This window comes from Methylobacterium sp. B4, assembly GCF_003201865.1.
Classification (GTDB): Bacteria; Pseudomonadota; Alphaproteobacteria; order Rhizobiales; family Beijerinckiaceae; genus Methylobacterium.
Map to the genome: position 1 here is coordinate 290,306 of NZ_QJJJ01000002.1, position 17,095 is coordinate 307,400.

The 17,095-nt window shown below is 72.5% G+C and carries 13 protein-coding genes; 6 read left to right on the forward strand and 7 right to left on the reverse strand.

The features are described 5' to 3' along the window. Window positions 1–106: 106 nt before the first annotated feature. Window positions 107–514 carry a F0F1 ATP synthase subunit epsilon gene (locus BY998_RS05000; RefSeq protein WP_110350517.1) on the forward strand — a complete coding sequence of 136 codons (408 nt, stop codon included), beginning with the start codon at window positions 107–109 and terminating at the stop codon, window positions 512–514. 94 nt (window positions 515–608) lie between these two features. Here BY998_RS05000 and BY998_RS05005 read toward each other — a convergent pair whose 3' ends face one another. Genes BY998_RS05005 through BY998_RS05025 form a run of 5 tightly spaced genes read right to left on the reverse strand, consistent with a single transcriptional unit; the run spans window position 609 to window position 3,867 of the window. Beyond that, window positions 609–1,811 (reverse strand): CCA tRNA nucleotidyltransferase, encoded by a 1,203-nt coding sequence (locus BY998_RS05005; RefSeq protein WP_110350642.1) that lies wholly within the window; start codon window positions 1,809–1,811, stop codon window positions 609–611. 53 nt (window positions 1,812–1,864) lie between these two features. Then, window positions 1,865–2,122 carry a DUF6111 family protein gene (locus tag BY998_RS05010; protein WP_110350518.1) on the reverse strand — a complete coding sequence of 86 codons (258 nt, stop codon included), beginning with the start codon at window positions 2,120–2,122 and terminating at the stop codon, window positions 1,865–1,867. A 52-nt stretch (window positions 2,123–2,174) separates the two neighbouring features. After that, entirely contained in the window at window positions 2,175–2,843 is a 669-nt protein-coding gene (locus tag BY998_RS05015; RefSeq protein WP_110350519.1) for a CoA pyrophosphatase, read from the reverse strand. Next, on the reverse strand, window positions 2,840–3,436 hold the full coding sequence (locus BY998_RS05020; protein ID WP_110350520.1) for a DUF1285 domain-containing protein: 597 nt from the start codon (window positions 3,434–3,436) through the stop codon (window positions 2,840–2,842). The genes BY998_RS05015 and BY998_RS05020 overlap by 4 nt, the downstream gene beginning before the upstream one ends. Further along, window positions 3,433–3,867: a PaaI family thioesterase gene (locus BY998_RS05025; protein ID WP_110350521.1), complete on the reverse strand. Its 435-nt coding sequence runs from the start codon at window positions 3,865–3,867 to the stop codon at window positions 3,433–3,435. The genes BY998_RS05020 and BY998_RS05025 overlap by 4 nt, the downstream gene beginning before the upstream one ends. A gap of 199 nt (window positions 3,868–4,066) precedes the next feature. Here BY998_RS05025 and BY998_RS05030 point away from each other — a divergent pair, with 199 nt between their 5' ends. The 5 genes from BY998_RS05030 (at window position 4,067) to BY998_RS05050 (ending at window position 14,090) form a co-directional block, all read left to right on the forward strand. Continuing rightward, on the forward strand, window positions 4,067–5,077 hold the full coding sequence (locus tag BY998_RS05030; protein ID WP_110350522.1) for a MoxR family ATPase: 1,011 nt from the start codon (window positions 4,067–4,069) through the stop codon (window positions 5,075–5,077). A gap of 11 nt (window positions 5,078–5,088) precedes the next feature. Continuing rightward, on the forward strand, window positions 5,089–6,003 hold the full coding sequence (locus BY998_RS05035) for a DUF58 domain-containing protein (protein WP_110350523.1): 915 nt from the start codon (window positions 5,089–5,091) through the stop codon (window positions 6,001–6,003). Between the two features lie 13 nt (window positions 6,004–6,016). Next, on the forward strand, window positions 6,017–8,854 hold the full coding sequence (locus tag BY998_RS05040; RefSeq protein WP_110350524.1) for a DUF4159 domain-containing protein: 2,838 nt from the start codon (window positions 6,017–6,019) through the stop codon (window positions 8,852–8,854). 193 nt (window positions 8,855–9,047) lie between these two features. Next, window positions 9,048–11,138, forward strand: a complete 2,091-nt coding sequence (locus BY998_RS05045; protein ID WP_110350525.1) for a hypothetical protein — start codon at window positions 9,048–9,050, stop codon at window positions 11,136–11,138. Window positions 11,139–11,189: 51 nt separating this feature from the next. Then, window positions 11,190–14,090, forward strand: a complete 2,901-nt coding sequence (locus tag BY998_RS05050; protein WP_110350526.1) for a PAS domain S-box protein — start codon at window positions 11,190–11,192, stop codon at window positions 14,088–14,090. Window positions 14,091–14,336: 246 nt separating this feature from the next. Here the strand turns inward: BY998_RS05050 and BY998_RS05055 are convergent, their stop codons facing one another. Both BY998_RS05055 and BY998_RS05060 read right to left on the reverse strand, forming a co-directional pair. After that, window positions 14,337–15,809, reverse strand: a complete 1,473-nt coding sequence (locus tag BY998_RS05055; protein WP_110350527.1) for a carbohydrate porin — start codon at window positions 15,807–15,809, stop codon at window positions 14,337–14,339. A gap of 87 nt (window positions 15,810–15,896) precedes the next feature. After that, entirely contained in the window at window positions 15,897–17,081 is a 1,185-nt protein-coding gene (locus tag BY998_RS05060) for a YeeE/YedE family protein (protein ID WP_181425431.1), read from the reverse strand. Between the last annotated feature and the right edge of the window lie 14 nt (window positions 17,082–17,095).

Genomic DNA, 17,095 nt, shown 5'->3' on the forward strand with positions numbered 1-17,095 from the left:
GGCTCGATCACGGATCGGGCCCACGCGCGGCACTTGAGCGAAGCCGGGCGCCGCGGTTCCTGCCGGGACCCCCGGAGTTCGCGGACACCAACTCGGGACCTTCAGAATGTCCACCTTCCACTTCGATTTCGTCGGCCCCGAGCGGACGCTGTATTCCGGCGAGGTCGAGGCGGTGCAGCTTCCCGGCTCCGAGGGCGAGATGACCGTCCTGCCGGGTCATGCCCCGGTGCTGACCACCCTCAAGGTGGGCGTCATCACGGTTCAGGAGCGCTCCGGCAGCGGCAAGCGCATCTACGTGCAGGGCGGCTTCGCCGATATCGGCCCGACCTCCGTGACGGTGCTGGCCGAGCGCGCCGCGCCGATCGAAGAAGTCACGCCCGCCATGATCGACAAGGAGATCGAGGCGGTCCAGCTGCTCCACGACGCCACCACGGACTACGCCAAGCGCGAGGCCCTGAACGCCCAGATCGTTCAGATGGAAGAGGCCAAGCACACGCTGAACCTCCGCTCCTGATCGGATCGGTCTCAGCACGGACGGAAGGCGCCGGGAAACCGGCGCCTTTTTCATGTCCGGGTCCGTCTCGGTCAATCGGCTCCGGCTGCCGGCGTCACGGCCCGGCCGCCTCCAGCGCCCGGGCGATCAGCCGTTCCCGGGCCGCCGCATCCTCGGGGCAGCCGCTGGCGAGCCAGAGGTCCCGGGCGGCCCTCAATCCCGCCCCGACGGCGCGCCCCGCCGGCACGCCCCGCGCGACGAGGTCGGCGCCCGTGACCGGCAGGACAGGCCGCGTGCCGGAGGCCGCCGCGCGGTCGAGGGCGGCGCTGGCCTCCGGCGTCACGCGCGGGCGCGGTTCGCCGGCGAGCGCGACCAGCACCTCCCGCAGCGGCTCGGCTCCGTATGTCGCCACGAGCGCGGGCACGTCGCCCCCCTCGATCTCCGGCCGGTCGTGCAGGGCGGCCAGCGCCGCGGCGTAGCCGGAGAGCCGGGCCTGCTCGTTGCGCGACAGGCGCAGGTCGGCCTGAAGGCGCTCGGCATCCTCGCCCGTGCGCACGGCCAGGGCCGCGAAGCGGGCGGTCGCGTCGAGGGGCGGTTCGGCCGCGGCGCAGCGGGCGAGCCGGCCGAGTTCGCCGACGCCGCCGAGGATGCGGAGGAGCAGGCCGGTCTCGCTCAAGCTCGCGACCGCATCGACCGCGCGGGGCGCCACGAGCAGCTTCAGGACTTCCGCGCGCACCCGCTCCCGCGAAAGCCGGTCGAGGCTGTCGCGCGCGGCGATCGCGGCGGCGAGTCCCTCCGCATCCGGCGCGCCGCGGCCGTAGCGGGCGTGGAAGCGGAAGAAGCGCAGGAGCCGCAGGGCGTCCTCGCGGATGCGGGTGGCGGCGTCGCCGATGAAGCGCACCCGGCACGCGGCGAGGTCGGCCACGCCGCCGGTCGTGTCGTGCAGGCGGCCCTCCGCATCGAGGGAGAGGGCATTGATGGTGAAATCGCGCCGCTCGGCATCGCGAAAGAAGTCGCGGCCGAAGCGCACCACCGCGTGGCGCCCGTCGGTCTCCACATCCTCGCGCAGGGTCGTCACCTCGTGCGGTCGGCCCGCGACCACGAGGGTGACCGTGCCGTGCTCGATTCCCGTCGGCACCGCCTTGAGGCCGGCGGTGCGGGCGCGCGCCATCACCGCCTCGGGCCGCAGCGTCGTAGTCAGGTCGATGTCGCTGGCGATCACGCCGAGCAGGGCGTCGCGCACGCAGCCGCCGACGAGGCGCGTCTCCTCGCCCTCCGCCGCCAGGGCCGCGAGGCAGGCCTGCACGCCCTCCTGCATGAGGAGCCGGGCCGGGCCGTCCGGGTCCAGCGGCGGGGGAAGCGCGCCGGGGATCACCGGAAATGGCCCGGCACCAGCTGCCCGTTCTCGAAGCGCGGCGGCACGTAGCCGTCCTCGTGGCGCTGCGCCGTCAGCCCGATCATCAGGAGGGAGGCGACGACGATGAACAGGCCGGCCAGAACGAGCCGGGTCCAGTGCGGGCGCCACTCCGCATGGTCGAGCGGCGAGCGCCGCGCGAACAGCAGCCAGCCCGCGAAGGCCAGGAAGGGCAGGGAGAACAGGAGGATTTCCTGAAGGACGAGGCGGAGCATCGAGGGCGCGTGTCTCGCGAAGAATCCGGCGGGCCGCCCGGTCTTCGGGCGCTCAGGCGTAGAGGCGTTCGTAGAGATTATGCACGATCCCCGCCGTGACACCCCAGATCAGGTGCTCGGCGAAGGGGATGGCATAGTAATAGCGCGTCCGGCCCCGCCATTCTCCCGAGCGGACGAGATGCCGCGCCGGATCCATCAGGAAAGCCAGCGGCACCTCGAAGCAGGACGCCACCTCCGCCGGATTCGGGCGCAGGGCGGCGTCGCGGGCCACGAGTCCGACCACGGGCACCACGAGGAAGCCGGTCGCGGAGAGATAGGGATCGAGATAGCCGAGCGGACGCACCCCGCGCTCCAGGCCGATCTCCTCGCGCGCCTCCCGCAGGGCCGTGTCGATCGGCGTGGTGTCCTCGGGATCGACCTTGCCGCCGGGAAAGGCCACCTGCCCCGAATGATCGCGTAAGTGTGCCGCCCGCTTCGTGAACAGCAGCGTCGCGCCGTCCTCCCGCTCCATCACCGGAACCAGCACCGCGGCGTGGCGGTGCGGGGCGGCCGGGGCCACCGCGAACCCTTCTGGGTCCAGATCGTGGTCGCCGCGCGGGTTGGCCAGCGGCGCGTTCGGCCCCGGCGGCACGTGGCTCAGGTGGGTCTCCGCCTGCGCGAGAAAGGCGTCGAGACCGAAATCGTCCGCGGACGGGCCGGCCACGCCGTCGGGCAATCTCAAGCGGCCGCCCCGGCGGGGGCGATGCGGTGGAAGTGGCCGCCGGCCCAGAGCCCGAACCACGCCGCCCCGTCGATCATCTGCTCCTCGCCCAGCTCCACGAGATCGTAGGTGAGGGGGCGGCTCACCAGCGCCCAGAGCTCGCGGCGCACGTGGAGGTAGGGCTTGAGGCCCTCCGGCCCGTCCTCGAAGCGCAAGGGATGCTCGGCATCGGCCGGCACGAGGTCGTCCACGTTGGTGCGGAAGGCGATGCGGCGCGCCCGACCCTCGCCCTCCACCGCCATCTCGACGGCGGAAAAGGGCGCATCGTCCACCTGGATGCGCACCCGCTCGGCGGGGGTCACGAGCACGGTCGAGCCGTCCGGCTCCCGGCGCAGGATCGAGGCGAACAGCCGGACGAGCTTGGGCCGGCGGATGGCCGAGCCGTTGTGGAACCACGTGCCGTCGGCACCGATGCGGATGTCGATGTCCCCGCAATGCTGCGGATGCCACTGCTCCACCGGCGGCAGGCCGCGCTTGGCCGAATCCCGGCCGATCTCGCCGAGGGCGGCGCTGAGGCGGGCGAGGGCCGGATCGTCGGAGGCGGGCTGGGTCATGACTGGTCGCCGGGCTTGTCCCTCAGAACCTTCCAGATGGCCGTCACCGCCGCAAGCGGCCGGCCGCCGCTCGTGAGCGTGCCGCGCACGAAGACGAGGGACGAGGTTTTCCGCACGATCTCCGGCACGGTCTCGATCAGGTCGCCGATCTGGGCCGCGCCGACGAACTGGCTCGACATCTCGATGGTCACGGCGCGTGCCCCGTCGCAGGCGTCGCGCACGACGATGCTGAGCGCCCGGTCGGCGAAGGTCAGCAGCATGCCGCCATGGACGATGCCGACGAGGTTGCCGTGCCTCTCGTCGGTGCGGACGGCGAATTCCTTCCGGCCCTCGACGGTGCGGTGATAGACCGGGCCGACATGGGCGATGAAGCCGGGATCGGTGAAGGCCTCCCAGCCCTCGGGAAACGCCGCGCTCTCGTCGTCCGTCATCCGGTCTCGCCTCCCGCCCCACGGGGCGGAGGCCCCGCCGCGATGCACGATGTCGCGGGCATCCTGCCCTGCGCCAGCAGGCGAGCCATATAGTGCCGATCTGCCGCGCGGCAGCGCCGCGCTTGCGTTCGAAGCGCGTTCGGCGCCAGACTCCCCGCTTTCCCGGGCATTCGAGCCCGGTCATCGCAAGGTTCACTTCATGGCACAGGGCGCCGGACCGGCCAGCACGACGAGCCTCGACGACGGGATCGTCGCCACCGCCGAGAGCTGCCTTGCCGCGATTCGTGAGGCGCGGGAGGCGATCCACGGGGTCATCTTCGGTCAGGAGAAGATCGTCGATCTGGCGCTGGTCACGATCCTGGCCGGCGGCCACGGCCTGCTCGTCGGCCTCCCCGGCCTCGCCAAGACCAAGCTGGTGGAGACGCTGGGCACGGTGCTGGGGCTCGATGCCCGCCGCGTGCAGTTCACGCCGGACCTGATGCCCTCCGACATCCTCGGCACCGAGATCCTCGACGAGGATGCCGAGCGCCGCCGCTCCTTCCGCTTCGTGAAGGGACCGGTCTTCACCCAGCTCCTGATGGCCGACGAGATCAACCGGGCCAGCCCGCGCACGCAATCGGCCCTGCTCCAGGCGATGCAGGAGCATTTCGTCTCGGTGGCGGGCGAGCGCCACGACCTGCCGCGCCCCTTCCACGTGCTGGCGACCCAGAACCCGATCGAACAGGAGGGCACCTATCCGCTGCCCGAGGCGCAGCTCGACCGCTTCCTGCTGGAGATCGATGTCGGCTACCCCGACCGCGCCGCCGAGCGCCGCATCCTGATCGAGACGACCGGCGTCGAGGATGCGCGGGCGCAGACCGTGATGAACACCGAACAGCTGCTCACGGCCCAGCGCCTGGTGCGGCGCCTGCCGGTGGGCGATGCGGTGGTCGATGCCATCCTCGACCTCGTGCGCTCGGCCCGCCCCGAGGGCGGCGATCCGGCGGTCGGCAAGAAGCTGCTCTGGGGGCCCGGCCCCCGCGCCAGCCAGGCGCTGACGCTGGCCGTGCGTGCCCGCGCCCTGATCGAGGGCCGCGTCGCCCCCTCCGTCGCCGACGTGAAGGCTCTGGCCGAGCCGGTGCTGAAGCACCGCATGGCCGTCACCTTCGCCGCGCGGGCCGACGGCGAGACGGTGACCGGCCTGATCGGCCAGCTCGTCGCCAAGCTCTGAGACCGGCGCGCATGGCCTCCGCCCGGCTCGTCGAGGCCGACCACCGCCGCCCCGGCGCCCCCGAGACCGGCGGGGCGCTGGCGCTCGCCGAGGTGATGCCGCGGCTCGTGCTCGAATCGCGGCGCGTCTCCGGCACCCTGGCGCACGGCCTGCACGGGCGCCGCCGCGCGGGGCCGGGCGAGAGCTTCTGGCAGTTCCGCCCCTTCGTCACCGGCGAGGCCGCCGCGCGCATCGACTGGCGCCGCTCGGCCCGCGACGACCGGCTCTACGTGCGCGAGCGGGAGTGGGAAGCCGCCCACAACATCTGGATCTGGATCGACCGCTCGGCCTCCATGGGCTTCGCCTCCGAACTGGCCCAGACCTCCAAGGTCGAGCGGGCGCTGGTGCTGGGGCTGGCGCTGGCCGATACCTTCGTGGAGGGCGGCGAGCGCGTCGGCCTGCTCGGGCTCACCCGCGCCAGCGCCACCCGGGGCATCGTCGAGACGCTGGCCCAGGCTTTGGTCAACGACCGGGCCGGGCTCGCCCAGGATCTGCCGCCGGCCGCACGGCCCGGCCGCTTCGACGAGGTCGTGCTGATCAGCGATTTCCTCACGCCGCTCGACCGGGTGCGGGAGGCGGTGCAGGCCAATTCCGTCCACGGCAATCGCGGCCATCTCGTGCTCGTGGCCGATCCGGTGGAGGAGACCTTCCCCTTCACGGGCCAGACCGTGCTGCACGATCCCGAAGGCGGCCTGAGCCTCGATATCGGCGAGGCGGGCGCCTGGGGCGAGGCCTATCGCAGCCGCATCGCGGCGCACCGCGACGGCCTCTCGGAGATCGCCCGTCAGCGGGGCTGGACGCTGACGATCCACCGCACCGACCGGCCGGCGAGCGAGGCGGCCCTGCGGCTGCTCACCCTCGTCGCCGCCGCGCGCGGGCTCGGCTGAAAGGCGAACCGCTTTGTTCGGAGTCCCGCTCACCTTCGCCGCGCCGCTCGCGCTCGCCGCCCTGGCCGCGCTGCCCTCGCTGTGGATCCTGCTGCGGGTCACCCCGCCGCGCCCGCGCCGCATCCACTTCCCGCCGCTGGCCCTCGTCGCCGACCTGCTGCCGAAGCGCGAGACCCCGGCCCGCACGCCGCCCTGGCTCCTGATCCTGCGCATCCTCGCCGCCGCCTGCCTGATCCTCGCCGTGGCGGGGCCGGTCTGGAATCCCGGCGGCATCGGCGCTGCCGCGGGGCGGGAACCCCTGCTCCTCATTCTCGACAACGGCTTCGTCGCGGCTCACGATTGGCGCGACCGCCTGCGCGCGGCCACCGACGAGATCGAGGCCGCCGCCCGCGACGGGCGCCCGGTGGCCCTGGTCGCGAGTGCGGATGCGCCCGCTCCCTTCGAGGCGAAGGCCCCGGCCACCGCCCTGGAGCGCCTGCGGGCGATCCAGCCGCGCCCGCATCTCGGTGACCGCGGGGCGCATCTGGCCTCGATCGGCACCTTCCTGGAGCGGACGTCCGGCGCCTCGATCGTCTGGATCAGCGACGGCGTGCGCGGCGCGGGCGAGGCGGATTTCGCCAAGACCCTTGGAGAACTGGCCGGCCGCAACGGCACCGCCGTGACCGTGCTGAAGGCCGAGCGCTCCCCGGCGCTCGCGCTCGAAGGCTCGCCGATGCAGCCGGGCGAGAAGCTCTCGGCGCAGGTGCTGCGGGCGCAAGGAAACGGCCGCGATACTGGGCTGGTGCGGGCGCTCGACCAGAAGGGCCTGCCGCTGGCCGAGAGCCGCTTCACCCTGGAGCCGGAGGCGCGCGAGACGAGTGTCAGCTTCGACCTGCCGGTGGAGCTGCGCAACGCCATCGCCCGCCTGGAGATCGAGGGCGAGCGCTCGGCCGGCGCCGTGGTGCTGATGGACGAGCGCGGCAAGCGCCGCCGGGTCGGCCTCGTCTTCGGCGGCACGCTGGATCAGGCCCAGCCGCTGCTCGCGCCGACCTACTACCTCGCCAAGGCGCTCAACCCCTTCGCCGACGTGCATCAGCCCCGCGGCGGCCAGGGCACGGCCGAATCCATCGGCCAGATGCTCGACAATCAGGTCTCCGTGCTGGCGCTCGCCGATGTCGGCGCCCTGGACGAGCGCACCCTCGCGCGGGTCCAGAAATTCGTGGACGAGGGCGGCCTGCTCCTGCGCTTCGCCGGGCCGCGGCTGGCCGCCGGCAACGACCCGCTCGTGCCGGTGCGCCTGCGCCGGGGCGGGCGCTCGCTCGGCGGCACGCTCTCCTGGGACCGGCCGAAGACGCTCGCGGCCTTCGCTCCCGAGAGCCCGTTCGCCGGGCTGAACCCGCCCGCCGATATCGGCGTGCGCCGTCAGATCCTGGCCGAGCCGGATGGCGATCTGCCGGGCAAGACCTGGGCGTCGCTGCAGGACGGGACGCCGATCGTCACGGCCGAGAAGCGGGGGCAGGGGCTCGTAGTGCTGTTTCACGTGACCGCCGACACCACGTGGTCGAATCTGCCCCTGTCGGGCCTGTTCGTGGACATGCTGCGCCGGGTCGTCGGGCTCGCCGGCCCGTCGGCCAAGCTCGGCGAGGGGGACGGGCGGCAGGCCAAGGCGGCGCTGCTGGCGCCGCGCCTGACCCTCGACGGTTTCGGCGCGCTCGGCTCGCCGCCGGCCAGCGCCACGGCGGTGCCCGCCGACTTCACCGACCGCGCCGGCCCCGAGCACCCGCCGGGCTTCTACGGCACGGCGGAGGGCGGCATCGCCGTCAACGCGCTGGTGCCCGGCGACCGGCTCGAAGCCCTCGACCTCGCCGCACTCCAGGGGGCCCGGATGGGCTCGCTCGCGGGCGCCGAGACCCTGGACCTGCGCGCGCTGCTGTTCAGCCTCGCCCTCGCCCTGCTCGCGCTCGACACCCTGGCCGGGCTCTGGCTCGGCGGCTTCCTTCGCGGTTCCGCAAAAGCGTCACGCGGCCGCGCGGCGCCGGCCGCGCTCCTTCTCCCGGCGCTGCTCGGCTTCGCCCTCCTGATTGCTCCAATTCCGGCGCAGGCGCAGGAGCCGCCCGCCAACCGGCCGAACGGCATTGAATCGGCGCTCGCCACCCGGCTCGCCTTCGTCGTCACGGGGGATGCCGCGGTCGATGCCGCGAGCCGGGCCGGCCTGTCCGGCCTGAGCCAGATGCTCGCCGCCCGCACCGCCCTGGAGCCCGGCGAGCCCGCGGGGCTCAATCTGGAGAAGGACGAGCTTGCCTTCTATCCGCTGATCTACTGGCCGATCGTGGCCGGGCGCCCGCAGCCGAGCGAGGCGGCGATCCGCAAGATCGACGCCTTCATGCGCAACGGCGGAACGGTGATCTTCGATACCCGCGACGGCCAGACCGCCCGCGCCGGCGGCCCGCCGACGCCGGAGACGGCCTATCTGCGCAAGATGCTCGGAACCCTCGAAGTGCCCGAGCTCGAGCCCGTGCCGCAGGACCACGTGCTGACCAAGGCCTTCTACCTCGTCGACTCCTTCCCCGGCCGCTACGGCACGGGACAGACCTGGGTCGAGACGATCCCGCCCGCGGGCGAGGGCGGCGAGCGCCGCCCGGCCCGGGCCGGGGACGGCGTCACCCCGATCATCATCACCGGCAACGACCTCGCCGCCGCCTGGGCGCTCGGCCGCAACGGCGAACCGCTCTATCCCGTCTCCGGCGGCGACCAGCGCCAGCGCGAGATGGCCTTCCGGGGCGGCATCAACATCGTGATCTACACGCTGACCGGAAACTACAAGGCCGATCAGGTCCACGTGCCGGCGTTGCTGGAGCGGTTGGGGCAGTGATGTCTTCGAAGACACGCGGCTCCAAAATCCCTCCCCCCTCCGCGGGGGAGGGTGCCCTGCGGATGCAGGGCGGGAGAGGGGTCGGCTCAGGTCTTTCCGGAAACGGCGTTCCCCTCACCCGATCCCCTTCGGGAGCCACCCTCTCCCGCAGAGGGGAGAGGGAATTCTCGCGCAATAAAGCAGGCCCCGCCCCATGCTGAGCCTCAGCTTCACCCCCCTCGTTCCCTGGCCGGTGCTCGCCGGGTTCGGCGTGCTCGCCGCGGTCCTCGCCGTCGTCGCGGTGCTCGCCCGCGGGCGCACGGCGCTGCTGCGGGCGGTCGCGCTCGGCCTCGTCGTCCTCGCGCTCGCCAACCCCTCGCTCGTGCGCGAGGACCGCGACCCGGTGAAGGATGTGGCCGCCATCGTCGTCGACCGCTCCGGTTCGCAAAGCTTGGGCGAGCGTCCGGCCATGACCGACGCGGTGAAGGCCGAGCTGGAACGCCGCTTCGGCACGATGGCCAACATCGAGCCCCGCTTCATCGAGGTCGGCGACGCGCAAGGAGCGGAGGGCGACGACGGCACCAAGCTGTTCACGGCGCTGACCCAGGCGCTGGCCGACGTGCCGCCGGAGCGCATCGCCGGCGTGGTGATGCTGACCGACGGCGTGGTGCACGACATCCCCGCCGCCCTGGCGACGCTGGGGCTGAAGGCGCCGCTCCACGTCCTCGTCACCGGCCGCCCCGATGAGCGCGACCGCCAGATCAAGATGTTGGAAGCTCCCCGCTTCGGCATCGTCGGCCGGGACGTCACCTTGCGCGGCGAGGTGATGGAGCGCGGCGGCACCGGCACGGCCGTCGTCACGGTGCGCCGCGACGGCGAGGAGATCGACCGGCAGAGCATCGCGACCGGCGTGCCGTTCTCGCTCACCACGCATATCGAGCATGGCGGCCCGAACGTGGTCGAGATCGAAGTCGAGCCGCTGCCGGGCGAGCTGACCACGGTGAACAACCGCGCGGTGCTGCCCATCGAGGGCATTCGCGAGAAGCTGCGCGTGCTGCTCGTCTCCGGCGAGCCGCATCAGGGCGAGCGCACTTGGCGCAACCTCCTGAAGTCGGATGCAAGCGTCGATCTCGTCCACTTCACGATTCTCAGGCCGCCGGAGAAGCAGGACGGCACCCCGATCTCCGAACTTTCGCTGATCGCCTTCCCGACCCGCGAGCTGTTCGTCCAGAAGATCAAGGATTTCGACCTCATCATCTTCGACCGCTACGCCAACCAGAGCGTGCTGCCTTCCGCCTATTTCGACAACATCGCCCGCTATGTTCGCGAGGGCGGGGCGCTCCTCATCGCCGCCGGGCCGGAATTCGCCGGTCCCGCGAGCCTTGCCCGCACCCGGCTCGCCTCGATCCTGCCGGGCGATCCCTCGATGAAGGTGGTCGAGCAGCCGTTCAAGGCGACGCTCACCGAGACCGGACATCGCCATCCCGTGACCCGGGCGTTGCCGGGCTCCGAGACGAACCCGCCGGCCTGGGGCGACTGGCTGCGCATCGTCTCGGCCCAGACCCGGGCCGGCGTGCAGCCGATCCTGTCGGGCGCCAACGGCCTGCCGCTGCTGGCGCTCTCCCGCGAGGAGAAGGGCCGGGTGGCCCTGATGCTGTCCGATCAGGCCTGGCTCTGGGCCCGCGGCTACCAGCAGGGCGGCCCCTATCTCGACCTGCTGCGGCGCCTCGCCCACTGGCTGATGAAGGAGCCGGCCCTCGAAGAGGAGGCTCTTCGTGCCCAGACCACGGGGCGAGGCCGCGAGGTTCGCGTCGAGCGCCAGACCATGGCCGAGGAGGCCGGGCCCGTTACGGTCACCGGCCCGACGGGCAAGGAGCGTGAGCTCGACCTGACGAAGGCGGAGACCGGCCTGTTCAGCGCTACCTTCGAGGCCGAGCAACTCGGGCTCCACACCATCCGCTCGGGCAATCTCGTCGCCTTCGTCAGCGTCGGCCCGGCCAATCCGCGCGAACTCGCCGACGTGTTCAGCGATACCGAGCGGCTGAAGGGCGTGGCCGAGGGCTCCGGCGGCACGATCCGCCGGGTGGCGGCCTCGGGCGGCGGCATCGAGGTGCCGCGCCTCCAGATCACCCGCGGCGGGCGGCTCGGCGGCGCCGACTGGATCGGTTTTCGCCCGAGCGACAGTGCCACGGTCCGCGGCGTCGAGGTCTATCCGCTCGGCATCGGCCTGTGGGCGCTCGTCGCGCTCGCCGCGGCGGTGCTGGCGATGTGGCTGGTCGAGGGGCGGCGCGGGCGCGCGGCCTGAACCGAGAGGTCCCTGTCCGAACGGGCTGCACCTGTGTAAGTCCGTTCGGGCATGACCGACTTACCTCCGTTCCTGGCCGGCGGCGGCGAAGCCGCCCGCATGATCGCCGAGCGCGACTGGACGGATCACCCGCTCGGGCGGCCCGAGACCTGGCCCGAATCCCTGCGCACCGCGCTCAGCCTCGTCGTGAACTCCCCCGAGAGCATGATCCTGGCCTGGGGGCCGGATCTGCACTTCTTCTTCAACGACACCTACTTCCCGCTGCTCGGACCCCGTCTGTCCTGGGCCATGGGCGAGCGCTTCGACCGGGTCTGGGCCGACGCCTGGGATCAGGCCAAGCCGATCATCGACGATGCCTTCGCCGGAAGGAGCCGCCGCTTCGAGGATCTGCCCTGGACGCTCGCCACCGACCGGGGCGAGGCGCAGACGTGGTGGAGCTTCTCCTACTCGCGGGTGCTCGACGGCGAGGGCCGCATCGCCGGCCTGTTCATCTTCACCAACGAGACGACCAAGCGCGTCCGGACGGAGGCGCTCCAGCGGGAGAGCGAGGCGGCCCTGCGCCGCAGCGAGTCGCTCCTGGCCGCGACCCTGGAGGGGCTGCCGGTCGGCGTGATCATCGCCGACGCGGATGGGCGGATCGTGCGCGACAACGCCGCCAACCGGGAGATCTGGGGCATCCCGCCGGAAACCGGGAGCTGGGAGGGCTACGGCGATTGGGTCGGCTACTGGCCGGAGACCGGCGCGCGCCTGCGCGCCGAGGAATGGGGCATGGCCCGGGCCCTCCTGCACGGCGAGACCGTGCGCGGCGAACTCGTGGAGATCGAGCGCTTCGACGGCGGCGGGCGCCGCCTGTTCCTCAACAACGCCGCGCCGATCCGCGACCGCGCGGGGGGCATCGTCGGCGGCGTGGTGGCCGAACTCGACGTGACCGAGCGCGTCGAGGTGGAGCGGCGGCTGCGGGAGAGCGAGGCGCTGGCCCGAGTGAACGCCGAGCGGGTCCAGCTCGCCCTCTCGGCCGGTGCGATCATCGGCACGTGGTTCTGGGACCTGCCCAGCGATCGCTTCACCGTGGACGAGGCCTTCGCCCGCGCCTTCGGCCTCGATCCGGCGCTCGGCCGCGAGGGCTTGAGCCTCGCCCAGGTGGTCGAGACGGTCCATCCCGACGACAAGGCCGGGCTGGCGGAGGCGATCGATGCGGCCATCGCCCGCGGCGGCGCCTACGCCCACCCCTACCGGGTCCGGCGGGCGGATGGGTGCTATTACTGGATCGAGGCCAACGGCCGGGTCGATCACGGCCCCGACGGTACGCCGCTCAGCTTTCCCGGCGTGCTCATCGACGTGGAGGAGCGCCGCGCCGTCGAGGCGGAGCGCGACCGGGCGATCGTGCTCCTGCGCCGGCTCACCGAGACCCTGGAGGAGCAGGTCGCCGCGCGCACGGCCGAGCGGGATCAGATCTGGCAGGCGTCGAGCGACCTCCTGGCCGTGGCCAATCTCGAGGGGCGCTTCGTCAGCATCAACCCGGCCTGGAGCGCCACGCTCGGCTGGAGCGAGGAGGAGTTGAAGGCCGAGCCCTTCCTCGCCTTCGTCCACCCCGAGGACCGGGAGCGGACGCTGGCCGCCGCGGCCGGGCTCGCCCGCGGGGAGATGCAGCTCGGTTTCGAGAACCGCTACCGCACCCGCGACGGCGGCTACCGCTGGTTCTCCTGGAACACCGTGCCGCGCGGGGGCCTGATCTACGCCTCGGTGCGCGACGTGACCGTGATCAAGGAGCAGGCGCGGGCGCTGGCCGAGGCCGAGGAAGCCCTGCGCCAGTCTCAGAAGATGGAGGCGGTGGGCCAGCTCACGGGCGGGCTCGCCCACGACTTCAACAACCTGCTCGCGGGCATCTCGGGCAGCCTGGAGCTGATGCAGACCCGCATCGCCCAAGGCCGGCTCAAGGATGTCGACCGCTACATGAGCGCCGCGCAGGGGGCGGCCAAGCGCGCCGCGGCGCTGACCCACCGGCTGCTGGCCTTCTCCCGCCGCCAGACGCTCGACCCCAAGCCCACCGACGTGAACCGGTTGGTAGCCGGCCTCGAGGAGCTGATCCGCCGCACCGTCGGTCCCACCATCGCCATCGAGGTAGTGGGCGCGGCCGGGCTCTGGCCCTCCCTGGTGGACCCGCCGCAGCTCGAGAACGCGCTGCTGAACCTCTGCATCAACGCCCGCGACGCCATGCCGGACGGGGGACGCATCACCATCGAGACCGCCAACAAGCGTCTCGATACGGCCGCCGCCCGCCTGCACGACATGCCCCCGGGCCAGTACCTTTCGCTCTGCGTGACCGATACCGGCACCGGCATGAGCCCGGACGTGATCGCCAAGGCGTTCGACCCGTTCTTCACCACCAAGCCCACCGGCCAGGGCACGGGGCTTGGCCTGTCGATGATCTACGGCTTCGCCAAACAGTCGGGCGGGCAGGTGCGGATCTATTCCGAGATCGGCCAGGGCACGACGGTCTGCCTCTACCTGCCCCGATACCACGGCGAGGCCGTGGAGCCCGATCTCCTCGGCCCGCTGGTCGACGCCCCCCGCGCCCGGCAGGGCGAGACGGTCCTCGTGGTCGACGACGAACCGACCGTGCGGATGCTGGTGACGGAGGTGCTGGAAGACCTCGGCTACACCGCGATCGAGGCCGCCGACAGCGCCTCCGGTCTCAAGGTGCTGCAATCGGACGTGCGCATCGACCTGCTCATCAGCGATGTCGGCCTGCCCGGCGGCATGAACGGGCGCCAGATGGCCGACGCGGCCCGGGTCTCGCGCCCGGAGCTCAAGGTGCTGTTCATCACGGGCTATGCCGAGAACGCGGCGGTCGGCAACGGCCACCTCGAGCCCGGCATGGCGGTGCTGACCAAGCCCTTCGTGGTCGAGACACTGGGCCTGCGCATCCGCGAGATCATTTCGCGCGGATAAGTCGTCTTCCTTCCTCGCGTGACCGTTTCCGGCTGATTGCCCCACTCGTCATGGCGAGGCGGAGCCGAAGCCATCCAGCGCTCCGCACGATCCGGAGCGGTCGCGCCTCTGGATCGCTTCGCTGACGGTGCGAGGGCAAGGTCTGAGGCGATCAAACGGAAGCCGTATGATCGGGAGCCTTTCGGCCTTCCTTTCGAAACGGTCCGTCCGGGGCTGGCGCGTCGGCCGGGCTCCCGATGCCGCTGGTCAGTACTGGACCGTCGCGCGCAGGCCCAGCACGCCGGCATTGCGCACGCGGCGGCCCTGCGGGTCGCGCGGATTGGCGATCCCGCCGCCCGGGTGCAGGATCAGCTGCACGTCCGGCTGAACGGTGAAGCCCGGCACCACCACCGCCTGATAGGTCGCCTCGATCACCGTTTCCGCCCGCCGCCGCGGCATCGGCATGCCGGTATAGGCGATGGTGTCGGTATCGGCCCGGCGCGCGTCGTCGGAGAGGCGGGCATGGGCGAGGCTGATCCCGACCGTGTCGTCGTCGCGGCCCTCGAACAGGCCCTTATAGGCGAGGCCCGTGTCGAGATAGGCGGAGACGAGGCTGGAGCGGGTCGGCGACCACGCCGCCCGCAGGAAGAAGCCGAGGCCCTCGTCGTCCTTGCCGGATTCCCGGTAGAGCGTCTGGTCGTAGACCGCGTAGATCCCGGCATTGCCGCGCAAGCGTCGGCCGATGCCCGTCGAACTCGGGTCGGCCAGCGGCAGGCCGGTGTCGTCGATGCGCAGGGATTCGAAGCGGCCGAAATGCTGCCAGCCGCCCAGCGTGATGTCGCCGGGCAGCGCCTTCGCGCCCTCCTGCGTGTTGAAGGCGTAGGTCGCCTCGGCCACGACGAGGGCCGGGTCGCGCGTGCGGAAGTTGGTGCCGGTGCGGTTCGTACGCTGCGCCTCCGGATCCTCGCCCGGGCGGTTGGCGCCCGCCGGGTCGCCGTCGTAGAGGCCGACCTGGAGCGAGAAGCCGTTGCCCGGCACGTATTTGGCGCGGATTGCGGGAGAGGCGAGCGGATAGGCCGGGCCGCCGCTCGGCAGATCAAGCCCGGTGATCGCCGGCCAGCCGAAGGTCGCGTTCACGAACAGGGTCGCGGTCTGGCTGACGAAGAACTCGGTATCGGCCGCCTGCTGGCCGATCCTTAGCCCCAGCTTGCCGTCGAAGAGCTGCTGGTCGAGCCAGAGCACGTAGAGGCGCGAGGCGGGCAGAGCTTCGATCACGCTCGTGGCGAGCAGGTTGCCGACGTAGTAGCGCGACAGGCCGGTGCCGTGGATGAAGTAGGCGTTGGCGTGGACCGTCGCGCCGTCCCAGCCCGCGAGCCGTTGCAGATCGAGGTTGAGCCGCAGGTTCAGGCGGTCCTCGACGATCGCGCCCCGGCGGATGCCGCCGACGGCGTTGCCGAGCGTCTCGGCGATATAGGTCAGGCTGTACTCGATGCCCTGCGCCTTCAGCACGGGCCTCAGTCCGAACGGGTCGCCGAGGGGCCCGAGCGAAGGTTCGATCGAGCGCACGTAGCCGCCCGAGGCCTGGCTCGTCGATTCCGGCTGGGACACCGAGATCCGCGGATCGCCGCCCGCGCCCTCGAACACCGGCCGCCCGGTCGGCTCGGCGCCGGCCGGCGCGGGGCCGAGGAGCATCAGGGCGAGCGTGCCGGGCAGGACGCCTGGGACGGTGCGACGGGACAAGGAGGATTTTTCCGTAGGGCCAAGCCTGTTCGACCGGAGATTACGGTGTCCGCGCAAGCTCGGCCAGAGCCTCGAAACCCTCCTGCACTACCCCAGAACGCCCGCCCTGCGCCCGGCCCACAGCGTCCCGGCCGCCCCGGCGAACATCGCGAGGCCGAACACCCAACCCGAGACGGCGCCGGCCATGATGCCGGAGAGCAGGGTGCCGACGCTGCAGCCGAGCCCCGTCATCGCGCCCCAGCCGAGCAGCACGCCGCCGGCGAGGCCGCGCACGACCTGCCCGCGCGTCGGCAGGGCGGGACGGAACTGGCCGGCGAGAAGCGCGGCGGCCAGCGCCGCCAGCACGAGGCCGCCGATGAAGAGGCCGTTGGGCGTGAGGATCGCGTCGCGCAGGGCGGTGGCGCAGCCGCGGAAGGTATCGAGTCCCTCCAGCCGATCCGGCAGCAGGCCGAGCGCGCCCGCCGCCTGCCGGGAACGGCCGCCGATCTCCGCGGTCACGCCGAGCGGTCCGACCCGCAGATAGGCCAGCGTCCCCAGCGCCCCGACCGCCAGCCCCCCGAGCCAGACCGGCCAGCGCGCCACGAACACGGCGTGGAGCGGATCGTGCGAGGCCCGCGGTTGCGGTGCCGGCAAGCGGCGCAGCAGCGGCCAGGCCAGGGCGGCGAGGAGCGCCAGCGAGAGCGCGAGGCTCAGCCCGTAGCCGAGGTGGCGCGGCAGCCAGAGCACGGGGGCCTCGGAGACGCTGGCGAGGTAGAGCGGGTTCCAGCTCAGGAAACCGAGGACGAAGCCGAGCCCGGTGCCGAGAAGCGCGAAGGGCGCCGTCGGCGAGCCCTCGCCGAGGCGGTAGAGATGGGCGCTGATGCAGGAGCCCGAGACCGCCATGCCGGCGCCGAAGGCGAGGCCGGCCAGGATCAGAACCGGTCCGACCGGTCCGATATGCGCGTCCGGCGGCAGGCGCGTGCCGGACGGGTCCGGCATCCAGGCGCCGAGCACCACGGCGTAGCCCGCGACGCCTGCGGCGAGCGCCGCCAGGATGCCGAGCATCCCTCGCGGGTCGCCCCCGATCAGGAATTCCCGCCACTGGCAGTAGAAGCAGAACCGGCTGCGCTGGAGCACGAAGCCGAACAGCGCCCCGAACACGAGCGACAGGGCGAGCCGCGCCCCGCCGGGCTCGCCCGAGAGGCGCCAGACCGCCGCGGCGAGCCCGGCGGCGATCAGGCCGGACAGCGCTGCCCTGACGGGAAGAGCGCGCCCGGCTCCGGGCGCGCTCACGCTTCGCGGCGGGA

What these genes read in the sequence shown, in the direction of transcription:
- BY998_RS05000 (WP_110350517.1), top strand. Translation starts at nt 107, where the DNA reads ATGTCCACCTTCCACTTCGATTTCGTCGGCCCCGAGCGGACGCTGTAT.
- BY998_RS05005 (WP_110350642.1), bottom strand. Translation starts at nt 1,811, where the DNA reads ATGCAGGAGGGCGTGCAGGCCTGCCTCGCGGCCCTGGCGGCGGAGGGC.
- BY998_RS05010 (WP_110350518.1), bottom strand. Translation starts at nt 2,122, where the DNA reads ATGCTCCGCCTCGTCCTTCAGGAAATCCTCCTGTTCTCCCTGCCCTTC.
- BY998_RS05020 (WP_110350520.1), bottom strand. Translation starts at nt 3,436, where the DNA reads ATGACCCAGCCCGCCTCCGACGATCCGGCCCTCGCCCGCCTCAGCGCC.
- BY998_RS05025 (WP_110350521.1), bottom strand. Translation starts at nt 3,867, where the DNA reads ATGACGGACGACGAGAGCGCGGCGTTTCCCGAGGGCTGGGAGGCCTTC.
- BY998_RS05030 (WP_110350522.1), top strand. Translation starts at nt 4,067, where the DNA reads ATGGCACAGGGCGCCGGACCGGCCAGCACGACGAGCCTCGACGACGGG.
- BY998_RS05035 (WP_110350523.1), top strand. Translation starts at nt 5,089, where the DNA reads ATGGCCTCCGCCCGGCTCGTCGAGGCCGACCACCGCCGCCCCGGCGCC.
- BY998_RS05045 (WP_110350525.1), top strand. Translation starts at nt 9,048, where the DNA reads ATGCTGAGCCTCAGCTTCACCCCCCTCGTTCCCTGGCCGGTGCTCGCC.
- BY998_RS05050 (WP_110350526.1), top strand. Translation starts at nt 11,190, where the DNA reads ATGACCGACTTACCTCCGTTCCTGGCCGGCGGCGGCGAAGCCGCCCGC.